The sequence below is a fragment of the Acidovorax radicis genome, assembly GCF_020510705.1.
Lineage (GTDB): Bacteria > Pseudomonadota > Gammaproteobacteria > Burkholderiales > Burkholderiaceae_C > Acidovorax > Acidovorax radicis_A.
Genome location: NZ_CP075184.1, coordinates 1,818,061 through 1,832,928 on the forward strand (window position 1 = coordinate 1,818,061; position 14,868 = coordinate 1,832,928).

A 14,868-nucleotide genomic window follows, 5' to 3' on the forward strand; every position below is an offset into this window, starting at 1 on the left:
CGTGTCGGGGTTGCTTGCGATGCCGCCATTGCAAGTGGACCCCTTGCGCAATGTGGTCCACTTGCCTCCGTGTCCGTGATGCCATCGCAGCAGCCCAAACGCCCTGAGGGCGCAGAGATGGCGGGGCCGTTCCCGCCCGATCTGCACGATGTGCGCCATCTCTGGCTCAAGGCGGGTCTGTTGTTGCTCTGGGTGTTGGTGTCGTTTGGCACCACCTACTTTGCCCGCGATCTGCAAACCCTGGTGTGGGGGGGCTGGCCTCTGGGGTATTGGATTGCGGCCCAGGGCGCTGTGCTGGTTTTTATCGGCATCGTGGTGGCTTATGGCTGGGCCATGAACCGGTTTGAGCGCCAGGACGCCGAGCGCCAGGCACAGCACATGGGGCAGCAGCCCACCGATGGCACGGTCAATCCCCATGGCCGCCCCTGAAACCGCCAGTGGCGATAGCGACCGCGCCTATCTGTGGCGGCTTCACCGCATCCTGGGGATGTATGTGTTGGGCGTGCTGGGCTTTCTGGCGTTGATGACGTGGGCCGAACACCGGGGGCTTTCTCGCCACTGGATCGGGCCCATTTTTCTTTTTCTTACCGTCATGGTCTACGCCGGCATCGGCGTGTACAGCCGCACCACCGACCCCGAGGACTATTACGTCGCGGGCCGCCGTATTCCACCGATGTACAACGGCATGGCCACTGCGGCCGACTGGATGAGCGCTGCGTCGTTCATCAGTTTGTCCGGGGCGCTGTACCTGCAAGGTTTCTCGGGCACTCCGGGTCAGGCGGGCGGGCTTGCGTACCTCCTGGGCTGGACCGGCGGCTTTTGCCTGGTGGCGATGCTCATCGCACCGCATTTGCGTGCGATGGGGCTGTACACGGTGCCCGATTTCTTCCATGTGCGTTTTGGTGGGCGGTGGCCCCGCGTGATCGCCGCGCTGGCGGCCGTGCTGTGTTCATTCACCTATGTGGTGGCACAGATCTATGGCGTGGGGCTGATCGCGTCCCGTCTCACCGGTGTGCAGTTCGAGATCGGAATCATGCTGGGCCTGGGCGGGGTGTTGTTGTGCTCGTTTCTGGGGGGGATGCGCGCCATCACCTGGACACAGGTGGCTCAATACGTAGTGCTTTTGCTGGCGTTCATGATCCCCGTGTCATGGCTGGCGTACAAACAGCTTGGCAATCCGATTGCACCATTGGTCTATGGCAAGCAGATCAGCAAGATCGCTGACCTGGAGGCGCAGTTGCTCGACTCTCCGGCCGAGCACCAAGTGGTGCAGGCCTATCTGCACCGTGCCCAGGATTTTGAAGCGCGGCTGCAGGACGTGGAGACATCGCTGGAGCGCGAACGCGAGAAAGGCCGTGAACATATCCGCGCCCTGCGGACCCAGAACGCCGATGTGGGATTGATCGTTTCTGCCAGCCGCGAATTGGCCGCGCTGCCGCGCGATGTGGCCGCTGCGCGTGAACGCTGGACCCGCGAAATGCGCGAGAACTATGAACGCGCACGGCCCCTGGGCGGGCTGCCACTGCATAGCCAAGCCTATGCGGGCGACCCGAACGGTACGCCCGAAGAGCAGCGCGACTATGAATTGACACGTCGCAACTTTTTGGCGCTCATGTTCTGCCTGATGGTGGGAACGACCGGTTTGCCGCACCTGCTGACGCGCTTTTACACCTTGCCTTCGGTCGCGGCGACGCGGGCATCGGTGGCCTGGTCGTTGTTTTTCATCGCCTTGTTGTACCTGAGCGCTCCGGCACTGGCCGTGCTGGTCAAGTTTGAGGTCATGCAGCATTTGGTGGGCAGCAGCTTTGAAGCGTTGCCCAACTGGATGGCGCAGTGGGCGCGGGTGGACAGCTCGCTCCTCTCCGTGGAAGACGTCAACGGCGACGGCTTGATCCAGTTTGGGGAAATCAGGCTCGGCGCTGACCTCATCATGCTGGCCACGCCCGAGCTGGGGGGGTTACCCTATGTGGTATCGGGCCTGGTGGCTGCGGGGGGGTTGGCTGCGGCACTTTCTACCGCCGACGGCCTGCTGCTCACCATCAGCAATGCGCTGGTGCGTGACCTGTATTTTCGCGATATGCCCCGGCAGGCATCCCCCGAGCAGCGGGTGATCTTGACCAAGTTCACCCTGCTGGCGGTGGCCCTGTCGGCGGCTTTTGTCGCTGCGCTCAAACCGTCCGAGATCCTCCCGATGGTGTCGGCGTCGTTTTCACTGGCGGCATCGGCCTTTGTTCCCGTCATGGTGCTTGGGATCTTTTGGCGAGGCACCACCCGGCAGGGGGCGGTGGCAGGCATGCTGGGCGGGTTGGGCATCACGGTGTACTACATGCTCTCGCATGTGGCGGCCCTGCAGGTGTTGCCGCACTGGCTTTTGGCGGATGGGCTGTGGTTTGGTATCCAGCCGATCTCTGCGGGCGTGTTTGGTGTGCCATTTGGTTTGGTGCTGGCGCTGGTGGTGAGCTGGATCACGCGCCCCGCGCCGCCTTTGCCCCGCATTCGCTCCGAAATGTAGCGGCACGGGGTTGTTCCTTGGGGTGTGGTGGACCCTGGCGCAAAGCGGGCGAGCCACCGCGCAGGCTCGGCTGTTATGTGTAAACCCCGATTTTCAATACCGCCAAAACATGGGATTCTGGCCCTGGGGGTGACGGCCGAGTGCGGCATTCCCATTGTCAATCAGCATTTTTAGGAGATTCATGGTTCTCGTCAAAACCCAGGCAGGCCAGAAGGCACTCAAAGACCGGCACGGTAGTTTGAGCTCACGCCAGCGCTCGGCCTTCATCCTTTTTGACGGTAAGCGCACCACCCAGGATGTGCTGGCAGCGACAGCAGCCATGGGCATCACGGCAGACGATGTGCAGGCCATGATTGCGCAAGGTTTGCTGGCGTCGCTGTCGGGCCAGCCCGCAACGGTCGGCACCTCTGGCGCTTCGTCACAGGCGGCAGGGGGCCCAAGTGCCACCGACCTGGGCACCGTGGCCACCCCGATGGAGGGGTCAGGGCGTACGCCCAAAGAGCGCTACCAGGCGGCTTATCCGATTGCTACCGCGTTGACGGCGGGCCTGGGGTTGCGCGGCTTTCGGTTGAACCTGTCGGTGGAGGGAACGGGCAGCTTCGATGACCTGGCAGCGCTGGCCCCAAAAATTCGTGAAGCCGTCGGAGACGCCAAATTTGAACAGCTCGACAAGGCATTGTTCGACTGAGCTTCATGGCGGTGATGGTGCGATGGGGCGCTGAACGCGGCAGGTGTTTTCATCGCCTGCGTGGGGTGTTGAAGCAACAGTCAAAAAAAGCGGCCCGAGGGCCGCTTTTGCGCAAGAGGGCCCGTGCGTACGCGGGCCCCGATGTCTCACCAGTTTAACGGCCCACCTTGAGCAGTTCCACATCAAACTTCAGCGTGGCGTTTGGGGGGATCACACCGCCCGCGCCGCGCGCGCCATAGCCCAGTGCGGCGGGAATGATGAGCGTGCGCTGGCCGCCCACCTTCATGCCTTGAACGCCTTCGTCCCAGCCCTTGATGACCATACCGGCACCCAGCGAGAACTCGAAGGCATCGTTGCGGTCGCGGCTGGAGTCAAACTTCGCGCCCTGTTCGCCGTTGTTGTAGAGCCAGCCGGTGTAGTGCACCGAAACATTCTGGCCCTTGACGGCTTCAGCGCCTTCTCCCACGGTGGTGTCTTCGTATTGCAGGCCGGATGTGGTGGTGGTCAATGCCATGAAAAATTCCTTGATTGCTATTAAAAATATAGCTTCTTGCGCTTGTGCATAGAGCGCTAGAAGCTATTTTGAGCCTTATTTTAACAACCACCCGCAAAGGGGCAGGTCAGGCCGACAAGGTGGGTGATCAGGCTTTTTTTGCGCGACCCGCAACCCAGCGGGTGGCAAAAGCCTGGACATCACTCAGACGCTTGAGCAGATCGGCCCCGGATGGCGTGACGGTATAGCCGTCGCTGCCGTGGTCCACAAAACCTGCTTCACGCAGCTCTTTGATGCGGGTGTTGAGCGTATTGGGGGTGATACCGCCCACGCTGTCCTGCAGAAGCCGGAAGGTCTGGGGGTGGCCGTCTTTCAGGGCCCACAGTACGCGCAGCGCATAACGGCATTCGAGTTTCTCGAAAAGCTGGTTGATGGCGGCATTTTCTTTGGAGCTCATGGACGCTTCTCCTCGCGCTAGTTGTAGATCAATGTTCGATGCGGGTGGCCGTTTGCCAAGCCTGCAGGTGCGCTGAGACTATAGCGCGGAAGCCATTTTGCTACAAGTTTGGTAGCTCGGAACGCACGTCACACATGCGCTAACCCTCAAAAATACTCCTTTGCGGATCAAACTGTTGTGACTGGGCCACGGTTTGGATGTGGCCCAGAACAGGCTCCAAGAACGTGAACGCGTTCTAAGTTTGCCCCAGCCCAGCCAGATGCCCCACCAGCAACTGGGCCGCAGGCGGCAGCCATTGGGCGCTGCGGTAGCAAATCGCAAAGCGCCGCTGGGCCCAGGGGTCGCTCAGCGGGACGATGCGTACCGGTGCCAACTGGGCAAACGGCTGGGCCACCTCGCGCGGCACCACGCTGATGGCCAGGTTGGCGCGCACCACCCGCAGGGCGGCGTCAAAGTTGGACACCAGCACGCGGTGGGCCAGCATTTTTCCTTCCACTGCAGCGGCACGCGCCAGCAGCACCTGCACTGCACTGAGCGCGGGCATGCTGACGAATTCATGCTCCAGCACATCGGCAAACCGCACGCTCTGCAGCTGGGCCACGGGGTGTGACTCGTGCGCCACCACGGCCAGGTGGTCGCTGCGGTAGGCGCTGGTTTCCAGGCCCGACAGATCCGCCGCGTCCCAGCAGATGCCGATGGACGCGCTGCCGTCGCGCACGCCTTGCACCACGTCGGGGCTCACGCGCTCTTCCAGGCTGATCTGGATGTTGCGGTGCGCCGGGTCTTGCAAGAAGGCCGCCACATCCTCCGCCAGTGACTCGGCCATGACGGAGGCCGTGACCAGCATGCGCACATGGCCCCGGGTGCCGGTGGCATAGGCCGCCATGTCGCGCTCGATCTGTCCCACGCTGGCCAGCATGGCGCGGGCGTGTTCCAGCAATGTCTCGCCCGCCGGGGTGGGGGCCACGCCCCGGCGTTTGCGCACTAACAGTTGGGTGCCCACGGCATCTTCCAGCTGCGCCAGCCGCTTGCTGATGGCCGAGCCCACGATGGACTCCTGCTCGGCCACCCGCGCAATGCTGCGCTGCTCGCACACGGCGGCAAAAAGGCGCAGGGTCTGCAGGTCCAGGTCGCGCATGGCAAGTCTCCAAGGGGTGTGATGTTCCGTTCGGGAATGTTATGGCTTCCGAGATGTATTTTCTGATTCATTCGGGAATTCTTAAAATCTTGCCCGGACCCACCCGAAAGAGACATCCCGTGCACACCTCCCCGATCCCGTCCGACCTGCAGCCCCCGGTGGCTCGCGCCACCGTCCGCGAAGTCGGCCTGCGCGACGGCCTGCAAAGCATCGCCACGGTGGTGTCCACCGCGCACAAGATCGAATGGATCAACGCTGCCTACGCCGCTGGCCAGCGCGAGATCGAGGTGGGCTCCTTTGTGCCCGCCCGCCTGCTGCCCCAGCTGGCCGACACGGCCGAGGTGCTGGCCCATGCCAAAACGCTGCCCGGCCTCTGCGCCTCGGTGCTGGTGCCCAACATCAAAGGCGCAGAGCGCGCGCTGGAGCAGGGTGCCGACCTGATGATCGTGCCCCTGTCCGCCAGCCATGCCCACAGCCTGGCCAACCTGCGCAAGACCCCCGACGAGGTGGTGGCCGAGGTGGCGCGCATCCGCGCGCTGCGCGATGCCAGCGGCAGCCGCACGCTGATCGAAGGCGGCGTGGGCACGGCCTTTGGTTGCACCCTGCAGGGCGAGGTGGCCGAGAGCGAAGTGCTGCGCCTGATGCAAGCGCTGCTCAATGCGGGCGCCGACCGCGTGAGCCTGGCCGACACCGTCGGTTATGCCGATCCGACCTCGGTCGCCCGCCTGTTTGGCAAGGCCCGCGCGCTGGTGGGTGACCGCCTGGCCTGCGCGCACTTCCACGACACGCGTGGCATGGGCCTGGCCAATGTGGTTGCCGCCTGGCAGGCGGGCATCACGCGTTTTGACGCCTGCCTGGCCGGCATTGGTGGCTGCCCGCATGCACCGGGCGCCAGCGGCAATGTCACCACCGAAGACCTGGTGTTCATGCTGGAGCGCATGGGCGTTGCCACTGGCGTTGATGTGACCGCGCTGCTCGCGCTGCGCCAGCGCGTGGCCGGATGGCTGGCGGGCGAGACCCTGCATGGCACGCTGTGGCAGGCGGGGCTGCCGCAGAATGCCGCACCCGCCGCGCTGCGCGAAGCCGCAACGGCCTGAACCTTTTTCTGAACGCTCTGAACATGCACGACACATCCGCCTCTCCCTCGTCCCCCCGCCTGCCGCTGGAAGGTCTGCGCGTGGTGGAGTTCACCCACATGGTCATGGGCCCCACCTGCGGCATGGTGCTGGCCGACCTGGGCGCCGAGGTCATCAAGGTCGAGCCCGTGGACGGCGACCGCACGCGCCACCTGCTGGGCGCGGGCGCGGGGTTCTTTCCCATGTTCAACCGCAACAAGAAGAGCATTGCGCTCGACCTGCGCAGCCCCGAGGGCCTGTCGGTGGCGCGCAAGCTGGCCGCATCGGCCGACGTGGTGGCGCAAAACTTCAAGCCCGGCGTGATGACCAAATATGGCCTGGACTACGCCGCGCTGAGCCAGCTCAACCCGCGCCTCATCTACGTCAACCACACCGGCTTCTTGCCCGGCCCCTACGAGCACCGCACGGCGCTGGATGAGGTGGTGCAGATGATGGGCGGCCTGGCCTACATGACCGGCCGCCCTGGCGACCCGCTGCGCGCGGGCAGCAGCGTGAACGACATCATGGGTGGCATGTTCGGTGCCATCGGTGCCATGGCGGCGCTGATGCAGCGCGGCATCACCGGGCGTGGGCAAGAGGTGGACTCGGCCCTGTTCGAGAACAACGTGTTCCTGGTCGGTCAGCACATGATGCAGTACGCCGTGACGGGCAAGCCGGCGGCGCCCATGCCGGACCGTATTTCATCGTGGGCGCTGTACGACGTGTTCAGCGTGAAAGACGGCGAACAGATATTCCTCGCGGCAGTCAGTGATGCCCAGTGGATCACCTTCTGTGATGCGATGGGCTTTGACGACCTCAAGGTCCATCCGCAGCTAGCTACCAACAACGACCGTGTGCGCGCCCGTGCCACGCTGATGCCTGACCTGCGCCAGCGCCTGGCTGCCCACAGTGCCGCTGAATTGGCCGCCATTTTTGAAAAACATGGTTTGCCGTTCGCCCCTATCTCGCGGCCCGAGCAACTGCTGGACGACCCGCACCTCAACGCAACCGGTGGTCTCGCTGACATCACGTTGCCCGATGGCGAGCGTGCGGGGCAGACTGCCCGTACCACGCTGCTGCCGCTTTGTATGGATGGCCAGCGCCTGGGTGTGCGGTTGCAGCCCCCCGTGCGGGGTCAGCACACTGCCGCCTTGATGCAGGAGCTGGGCTACACCCTCGAACAGATAGGGGCCCTGCAGGCAAAACACGCCGTGGCCTGACGGTGCAGCCCCACCTGGCCCGAACTGAATACAACAACGGAGTCAACCGCCATGCACAATGGGACCTTCCTTGAAACCAACCTGACGCCATTGCCATTGCCATTGCCATTGCCACCGCCTGCGCTCCACCGGCGCCACGCGCTTGCGGCTCTGGCCATCTTCGCCACTGGCGTGGTGCTGCCGTCCGGTGTTTGGGCGCAAGCCGCCGATCGTCCGCTGCGCATGATCCTGCCCGTGAGTGCCGGTTCGGGTGTGGATGGACTGACACGTGCGCTGAGCCCCAGTCTGGGCAAGGCGCTGGGACGCCCGTTGGTGGTGGAGAACTTCCCTGGGGCAGGAGGCATCACCGGCACGTCGATGATCGTCAAGGCGCCCAAGGATGGTTCGGTGCTGGGTATCGTGTCCAACAACCACGTGGTGAACCCCAGCGTTTTCAAGAACATCCCGTATGACGCGGTGGACGACATTACCCCGATCACGGTGATTGGCGCGACACCGTTCGTGCTGGTGGCGCACCCGTCCGTGACGGCCAGGAATGTGCGCGAACTTATTGCGCTGGCCAAGGCACAGCCTGGGGCATTGAACTACGGCTCGTCGGGCAACGGAACCATCCTCCACCTTGCCGCCGAAATGTTTGTGCACGAGGCGCAGGTGGATATCAAGCACATTCCCTACCGGGGCATGGGCCCGCTGACGGCGGATGTACTGGGCGGGCAGATCCAGATGGCGTTCATCGCGGTGGCGGTGGCGGCTCCCTATGTGAAGACGGGGACTTTGAGGGCCATTGGCGTGTCGTCCTCCACACGCTCGGCATTGCTGCCCGATGTGCCGACGATTGCCGAGCAAGGGCTGTCGCAGTACGCACTGGATGGTTGGGTGGCCGTCGTGGGCCCCGCAGGTCTGCCCAAAGCCGAGGTGGACCGTGTTTACCAGGCGGTACGCACGGCCCTTACCGTGCCGGAAGCACGTGATGCTTTGCTGGCGCAGGGCTACCAGCTACAAGCCACCACACCCGACGCCACCACGGCCTTCTTTCGTACCGAGGTAGCGCGCATGGCCAAACTCGTCAAACAGTCTGGGTTGAAGATCGATTGAAGCGCGGGTATCTGCCCGCGCGGCACCGCACCTTCAATCAATCAGTCAACCGGCCAGGGCGTGGGGCCGTCGCTTGATACGCTGGTGACCCCAACGGGGGAGCGGGCCGTGCATGCCTCTCCGGTTGATCAAAACCGGTGTTTTCTTCACAAGCGTGTTGTTTTGATGCATGGCTTCTCAGGCCTTCAGCTTGAGCAAATACACCATTACACGCGCTGTGGTGAGGTCTAGCTCCAGGAATTCCGTCAAATCCTTGCCGGTGAGCCACGAGGGGTCCCATTTGTTTTGCTTGAGGGTCCGCAGCCAAGCCTCATTGTTGGTCGCAGCCTCTACGGCTGTCAGCATCTCCGCAGTGCGCCCGGCCGGCACGCCCTTGCCTGTAAATACGCCGCGCCAGTTGGCCATGACAGCATCAAGCCCTTGCTCGCGGAAGGACGGCACGCCGAACGCGCTGTGGCGAGATGACACGCCAACGGTCCGGAGCTTGCCCGCTGCAATCGCATCGCTGAACTCGCTGTAACCCGATAGGCCCATGGCTGCATTGCCCGATACGAGAGCTTCCACCACTTCGGCGCCGCCGGGGAAGGGCTTGTAAACGAGGTTTTCTGGATTGGCCTTGGCGGCCCTTGCCAAAACCCCCGCGAAAATGTGGTCCACACCGCCCGCTGAGCCACCTGCCACGGGCACGGCTTTCAGGTCGGAACGCATGGCGTCCGTGAGGTTCTTGGTGGTTTTGATGGGAGAGTTCGCTGCAACGGCTGCCACAAGATAGTCGCTGGTCAGGCGCGCAATCGGCTGAATGTGGGTCATGTCCACGGCGGGTTTTTGCAGCGCAACGGCCCCGACCATCACCATGCCGCCCATCAATAGCGTGTTGGCGTCATTGCCATATTTTTCGGCGTACTTGGCGAGTCCGATGGTGCCGCCCTTGCCACCGATGTTTTCATACACCACCTGGTCTGCCGCGCTCACCGCGGTGAGCGCGGCGCCCAGCGCGCGGCCTGTCTGGTCCCAGCCACCTCCGGGATTGGCTGGAATGACGATACGCAGCGTGGCGGCCAGTTTGGGCGCTTTGGGGGCTGCGGGCCGAGCTGCCGCCGAATTGGCTTGTGCCCACGCCGACGGCCCCATGACCATCATGGCCGTTGCGGAAATGGCTGCCTGCGCAAGTGCTTTGCGGCGATTGATTTCTGTCATGGGGTTTCTCCGTTGAACATGGTGGATGTGGACGTTGGCCACTCTACATGGAGCCTGTGGGCGTGTGCTGCAGGGCACTTCTTTCGCCACATCATCGTGTTCAAGCGCATGCAAGTGCATACAAGCGAGCAAACAATGAATGAGTAATAGTCGCGGCCCAAGCTGTCAATCTGCTGTCTAAAGCGCTAGGGTAAACACTTATTTTTAGAGCCACGCCCGTAAAAAAGCCCCGCGCCGCGTGAGCGGGGCAGGGCGGGTGTGGCGCAGAGCGCTCCAGCGAACTGGGTGCGTTTACAGCGAATCGATGAAGCTGCGCAGCTTGTCCGAGCGCGAGGGGTGCTTGAGCTTGCGCAGCGCCTTGGCTTCTATCTGGCGAATGCGCTCGCGGGTCACGTCGAACTGCTTGCCCACTTCTTCGAGCGTGTGGTCGCTGGTCATTTCGATACCAAAGCGCATGCGCAGCACCTTGGCTTCGCGGGGGGTCAGTCCATCGAGGATGTCCTTGACCACGTCGCGCAAGCCGGCTTGCATGGCGGCTTCGATAGGCGCGGTGTTGGCACCGTCCTCGATGAAGTCGCCCAGGTGGCTGTCGTCGTCGTCCCCGATGGGCGTTTCCATGGAGATCGGCTCCTTGGCGATCTTCATGATCTTGCGGATCTTGTCCTCGGGGATTTCCATCTTGGCCGCCAGGATGGACGCATCGGGCTCAAAACCAAACTCTTGCAAGTGCTGGCGGCTGATGCGGTTCATCTTGTTGATCGTCTCGATCATGTGCACCGGGATACGGATGGTGCGGGCCTGATCGGCGATCGAGCGGGTGATGGCCTGGCGAATCCACCAGGTGGCGTAGGTCGAGAACTTGTAGCCACGGCGGTATTCGAACTTGTCCACCGCCTTCATCAGGCCGATGTTGCCTTCCTGGATCAGGTCCAGGAACTGCAGGCCACGGTTCGTGTACTTCTTGGCGATGGAGATCACGAGGCGCAGGTTGGCCTCGATCATTTCCTTCTTGGCATCGCGCGAGGTGGATTCACCTTCGTTCATGCGTTTGTTGATACCCTTGAGCTCAGGCAGCGGCACTACGACCCGCGACTGCAGATCCATCAGCTTTTGCTGCAGGTCCTGCACGGGCGGAATGTTGCGCGCCATGATGGCTGACCAAGGCTTGCCGGCGGCGGCCTGCTTCTCGACCCACTGCAGGTTCAGCAGGTTGGGCGGGAAGTCCTTGATGAACGTCTCTTGGGGCATGCCGCACTTGTCCACGATGATGCGGCGCAGTTCACGCTCCTTCTTGCGCACATCGTCCACCTGGCCGCGCACCATGTCGCACAGCTTCTCGATGGTCTTGGCGGTAAAGCGGATGGTCATCAGCTCTTCAGACAAGGCGGCCTGGGCTTTCATGTAGGCCGGTGTGCCGTAGCCTTCCTTGTCATAGATCTTGTGCACTTTCTCGAACAGCTCGCGCAGCTTGTCAAAACGCTCCAGCGCCTGCTTCTTGAGTTCTTCGAGCTTCTTGGTCAGCGCCTTGGAGCCGCCCTTGCCGTCGTCGTCGTCGGCTTCGTCGAACTCGTCGAAGTCTTCTTCGGCCACGTAGTCGTCGGCCTCATTCGGGTTGGAGAAGCCGTCCACGATGGTCGAGATGACGACCTTGCCTTCGCGGATCTCTTCGCCCATGTTCAGGATTTCGGCAATGGTGGCGGGCGATGCGCTGATCGCCTCCATCATGGCCATCAGGCCGCCTTCGATGCGCTTGGCGATTTCGATTTCGCCTTCGCGGGTCAGCAGCTCCACGGTGCCCATTTCGCGCATGTACATGCGTACAGGGTCGGTGGTGCGGCCGAATTCCGAGTCCACGGTGGACAGGGCGGCTTCAGCGGCTTCTTCGGCTTCTTCCTCGGTGGCGCCAGCGGGGGCGTTGTCCGTGATGATCAGCGCTTCGGCATCGGGCGTTTGCTCGTACACCGCCACGCCCAGGTCGTTCAGCGTGGTGATGACGGCTTCGAGGGTTTCGGCATCGACCAGCTTGTCGGGCAAGTGGTCGTTGATTTCCACGTGCGTGAGGTAGCCACGGGTCTTGCCCAGCTTGATCAGGGCCTTCAGGCGCGCACGGCGCTTGGCCATGTCTTCTTCGGACAGGACGGTCTCGTCCAGGCCGAATTCCTTCATCAAGGCGCGTTCCTTGGCCTTGCTGATCTTCATGCGCAGCGGCTTGACCTTCTCGACCGTGGCCGCGGTTTCGGTGGTCTCTTCGACTTCGCCTTCCAGATCGGACTCGATGTCGGACAGATCGGCATCGTCACCATCTTCCGCTGCCTTGGGCTTGCGGCCACGCTTGGCTGGGGCCGTTGTTTCGGCGGCACCAGCGGCTTTGGCGGGGCGGCCGGGGCGTTTTTTGAGCGTTTCCGTATCGTCGCCGGCCGCCGCAGCCGCTTTGGCGCGGGCGGGCTTTTTCTTTAACAATTCGTCGGCGGCTTTGATCAGCTCTGCAGTACTTTTTGCGGACACAGTTTTGACTTCTTTCTTGGCGGCCTTTGCAGGGGCTGCGGCTGCGGTCTTAGGGGACGCAGCGCTGGCCGTTGCTTTGGCAGCGGTTTTGGTGACAGCCTTGGCGGCGATGTCTGGAGCAGTCTTGGGCAGCTTCGCGGACTTTTGAGCAGGCATGGTGAACCTCAAAATCAAAAACGGACACAAAGAAAACGCAAGCGCCACAGATCCCGGCGCGGGTGGCAACGCAAAGCCTGGGCTTTGCGCTCGAGGACAAGGTCCTCAGGGGCAAGATGTCTGGGCGATCATTTGGAGTGCAGTCCTTGCGATGATTGGGCGGTTGTGCGCGTTTGTCACGGTGGCCCGGCTCGGAGGTGCTGCTGTCGCTCTTGCCGCTAACTAACCCTACATTATACCGTCGCGACGGATTTCAAGTCGCCGCAGCGGGGCCGCTCTGTAAAGCGCTGCGCTTTTGCTCCAGCGCACGGTAGCGCTCCAGGGCCGTAGGGTCCTGCGCCACCTGCAGGACCAGCAGTTTTTGCTGCTCCTTGATATCTTCGATCTGCATGCGGTTGAGCAAATCGCGCAGTTCGAGCCGCAGCTCCTGCAAATCGCCTTCCGTCTGCGCGTGCGAGCCGGTCATGACCTTCACGGCCAGGGCTTCGCATTCGTTTTCGCGCAGGCTCTCGCGCAGCACGGCCCACGCCAATGGGCCGTGTTCGTGAAACTGCGCTTCGAGCCAGCTGAACAGCGGGCCGTGGGGCGCTGGCTGGGCACACAGGGTGGTGTGGTCGTCCTGTGTCAGCTCTTCCAGAAAAGCCATGTGCGACAGCAGCAAACGTGCCGCATGGTCGATGCGGCTGGCGGTGGGGGTGCGCGGCAGACGGGGCTGCGGCGGCCAGGGGGCGTCCTTGTCCCGCTTCTTCCAGCTGTTGCCGCTTTTCCAGTCGCCTGCGCCTTTGCGAAAGGGCGGTTTGCTGTAACCACTGTTGTATGCATTGTTGGCAGGTTCTGCGTGGCTGTGCCACGGGTCCGCCTCGTGGGGCGCATCCCAAGCTGGCACGTCGTCTGGATGCCCGGCCGATGCGTGCCGTGTGTGAGAGGGGGGGCTGGTTGATGTTCCTGCCCCCGGCATGCGCTGCTGGCCTTTGTGGGGGGTGGGTTCCCACAGTTCAGACAGATCCTGCGCTTTGAGTTGGGTCAGGTCGGCCAGTTCACCCAGCAACTGCCGTTTCAGGAAGCCATCTGGCAAGGCTGTCCACAAGGGGCGGGCGTTGCTGGCCATGTGGGCGCGGCCTTCCGCTGTGCCCATATCACAGCCGTCGCTGGCGGCCTCGATCAAGAACCGGCTCAGCGGTACGGCTTCAGCCACGTGCCGGGCGAACGCCTCCGTGCCGTGCGCCCGGATGAAGGTGTCGGGGTCGTGCTCGGGTGGTAGAAACAGAAACTTGATGCTGCGGGTGTCGGTGGCGTGTGGCAGCGCGCCGTCGAGGGCTTTGCGCGCAGCGCGGCGGCCGGCCGAGTCGCCATCAAAGCTGAACGCGACCGATTCAGTAAAACGCAGCAGCTTTTGCACATGTTCTGGCGTGCAGGCTGTGCCCAGTGTGGCCACGGCGTTGGGGAAGCCCAGTTGCGCAAGGGCCACCACATCCATATAACCTTCGGTCACCAGCGCGTAGCCCTGTTCGCGGATCGCCGTGCGTGCCTCAAACAGGCCATACAGCTCGCGACCCTTGTGGAACACCGGGGTTTCTGGCGAGTTCAGATATTTGGGCTTGTCGTCGCCCAGCACGCGACCGCCAAATCCGATGCATTCCCCCTTGACGTTGCGGATGGGGAACATCACCCGGTCTCTGAAGCGGTCGTAGCGTTTGCCTCCGTCTTCATCGCTCACGATGACCAGACCGCTTTCTTCCAGCAGCGGATCGTCGTATTGCGGGAACACGCTGGCCAGGCTGCGCCAGCCTTCCGGCGCATAGCCCAGGCCATAACGCTTGGCCACGGCACCCGATACGCCACGGCCTTTGAAATACCCGATAGCGCGGTGTGACTCGCGCAACTGGCGCCTGTAGGCATCGGCTGCCTTTTCAAGCACATCCGTCAGAGTGGCCTGGCGCTGGCGGGCCGCAGCGGCGCGCTCTTTTTCCTGGGTAGAAATGTCGTCATCGGGCACTTGCAGGCCCACCTGCTGGGCCAAGTCTTCAACGGCTTCCACAAACCCCATGCCCGCGTGGTCCATGAGAAAACCGATGGCATTGCCATTTTTGCCGCAACCAAAGCAGTGATAGAACTGTTTGGAAGGGCTGACGCTGAAGGACGGCGACTTTTCCCCATGGAAAGGGCACAAACCCATGAAGTTGGCTCCGCCTTTCTTTAACGGAACGTAGCGGCCCACGATGTCGACCACATCGACACGCGAAAGCAGTTCCTGAATGAAAGACTGAGGGATCGTCACTGGCCTGTTGTCCG

General features: G+C 62.8%; 12 protein-coding genes. 6 read left to right on the forward strand and 6 right to left on the reverse strand.

Annotated features, from left to right (window positions below; genetic code table 11):
• Nucleotides 1-78: 78 nt before the first annotated feature.
• From KI609_RS08330 to KI609_RS08340, 3 genes are all read left to right on the forward strand, one after another.
• The gene (locus tag KI609_RS08330) at nt 79-429 is read left to right on the forward strand and encodes a DUF4212 domain-containing protein (RefSeq protein WP_226450254.1); all 351 of its coding nucleotides are present in this window, start codon (nt 79-81) and stop codon (nt 427-429) included.
• A complete protein-coding gene (locus tag KI609_RS08335; RefSeq protein ID WP_226448983.1) occupies nt 416-2,512 on the forward strand; it encodes a sodium:solute symporter family protein in 2,097 nt (698 codons plus the stop codon). The genes KI609_RS08330 and KI609_RS08335 overlap by 14 nt, the downstream gene beginning before the upstream one ends.
• Nucleotides 2,513-2,693: 181 nt before the next feature.
• Nucleotides 2,694-3,200: a hypothetical protein gene (locus KI609_RS08340; protein WP_226448985.1), complete on the forward strand. Its 507-nt coding sequence runs from the start codon at nt 2,694-2,696 to the stop codon at nt 3,198-3,200.
• A gap of 154 nt (nt 3,201-3,354) precedes the next feature.
• On the opposite strand, the gene KI609_RS08345 is transcribed toward KI609_RS08340, so the two are convergent.
• The 3 genes from KI609_RS08345 to KI609_RS08355 form a co-directional block, all read right to left on the reverse strand.
• Nucleotides 3,355-3,714: an FKBP-type peptidyl-prolyl cis-trans isomerase gene (locus tag KI609_RS08345; protein ID WP_226448987.1), complete on the reverse strand. Its 360-nt coding sequence runs from the start codon at nt 3,712-3,714 to the stop codon at nt 3,355-3,357.
• 127 nt (nt 3,715-3,841) lie between these two features.
• Nucleotides 3,842-4,150, reverse strand: coding sequence for a winged helix-turn-helix transcriptional regulator (locus KI609_RS08350; RefSeq protein ID WP_226448989.1), 309 nt, complete (start codon nt 4,148-4,150; stop codon nt 3,842-3,844).
• A 235-nt stretch (nt 4,151-4,385) separates the two neighbouring features.
• On the reverse strand, nt 4,386-5,288 hold the full coding sequence (locus KI609_RS08355; RefSeq protein ID WP_226448991.1) for a LysR family transcriptional regulator: 903 nt from the start codon (nt 5,286-5,288) through the stop codon (nt 4,386-4,388).
• Between the two features lie 119 nt (nt 5,289-5,407).
• Here KI609_RS08355 and KI609_RS08360 point away from each other — a divergent pair, with 119 nt between their 5' ends.
• From KI609_RS08360 to KI609_RS08370, 3 genes are read left to right on the forward strand one after another with little or no spacing between them, the layout of a single operon-like run.
• Nucleotides 5,408-6,385: a hydroxymethylglutaryl-CoA lyase gene (locus KI609_RS08360; RefSeq protein WP_226448993.1), complete on the forward strand. Its 978-nt coding sequence runs from the start codon at nt 5,408-5,410 to the stop codon at nt 6,383-6,385.
• Between the two features lie 23 nt (nt 6,386-6,408).
• A complete protein-coding gene (locus tag KI609_RS08365) occupies nt 6,409-7,623 on the forward strand; it encodes a CaiB/BaiF CoA transferase family protein (protein ID WP_226448995.1) in 1,215 nt (404 codons plus the stop codon).
• Nucleotides 7,624-7,674: 51 nt separating this feature from the next.
• Nucleotides 7,675-8,718 (forward strand): Bug family tripartite tricarboxylate transporter substrate binding protein, encoded by a 1,044-nt coding sequence (locus KI609_RS08370; RefSeq protein WP_226448997.1) that lies wholly within the window; start codon nt 7,675-7,677, stop codon nt 8,716-8,718.
• A gap of 177 nt (nt 8,719-8,895) precedes the next feature.
• Here the strand turns inward: KI609_RS08370 and KI609_RS08375 are convergent, their stop codons facing one another.
• From KI609_RS08375 to dnaG, 3 genes are all read right to left on the reverse strand, one after another.
• Nucleotides 8,896-9,915 (reverse strand): Bug family tripartite tricarboxylate transporter substrate binding protein, encoded by a 1,020-nt coding sequence (locus KI609_RS08375; RefSeq protein WP_413463421.1) that lies wholly within the window; start codon nt 9,913-9,915, stop codon nt 8,896-8,898.
• Nucleotides 9,916-10,206: 291 nt separating this feature from the next.
• Nucleotides 10,207-12,576, reverse strand: coding sequence for an RNA polymerase sigma factor RpoD (rpoD, locus tag KI609_RS08380; RefSeq protein ID WP_226448999.1), 2,370 nt, complete (start codon nt 12,574-12,576; stop codon nt 10,207-10,209).
• 253 nt (nt 12,577-12,829) lie between these two features.
• Nucleotides 12,830-14,854, reverse strand: coding sequence for a DNA primase (gene dnaG / locus KI609_RS08385; RefSeq protein ID WP_226449001.1), 2,025 nt, complete (start codon nt 14,852-14,854; stop codon nt 12,830-12,832).
• Between the last annotated feature and the right edge of the window lie 14 nt (nt 14,855-14,868).

Bases quoted from the DNA above. Each gene is read 5' to 3' on its own strand.
- KI609_RS08335 (WP_226448983.1), top strand. From the start codon at position 416: ATGGCCGCCCCTGAAACCGCCAGTGGCGATAGCGACCGCGCCTATCTG.
- KI609_RS08375 (WP_413463421.1), bottom strand. From the start codon at position 9,915: ATGACAGAAATCAATCGCCGCAAAGCACTTGCGCAGGCAGCCATTTCC.
- rpoD (WP_226448999.1), bottom strand. From the start codon at position 12,576: ATGCCTGCTCAAAAGTCCGCGAAGCTGCCCAAGACTGCTCCAGACATC.
- KI609_RS08340 (WP_226448985.1), top strand. From the start codon at position 2,694: ATGGTTCTCGTCAAAACCCAGGCAGGCCAGAAGGCACTCAAAGACCGG.
- KI609_RS08355 (WP_226448991.1), bottom strand. From the start codon at position 5,288: ATGCGCGACCTGGACCTGCAGACCCTGCGCCTTTTTGCCGCCGTGTGC.
- KI609_RS08365 (WP_226448995.1), top strand. From the start codon at position 6,409: ATGCACGACACATCCGCCTCTCCCTCGTCCCCCCGCCTGCCGCTGGAA.
- KI609_RS08330 (WP_226450254.1), top strand. From the start codon at position 79: ATGCCATCGCAGCAGCCCAAACGCCCTGAGGGCGCAGAGATGGCGGGG.
- KI609_RS08370 (WP_226448997.1), top strand. From the start codon at position 7,675: ATGCACAATGGGACCTTCCTTGAAACCAACCTGACGCCATTGCCATTG.
- KI609_RS08345 (WP_226448987.1), bottom strand. From the start codon at position 3,714: ATGGCATTGACCACCACCACATCCGGCCTGCAATACGAAGACACCACC.
- KI609_RS08350 (WP_226448989.1), bottom strand. From the start codon at position 4,150: ATGAGCTCCAAAGAAAATGCCGCCATCAACCAGCTTTTCGAGAAACTC.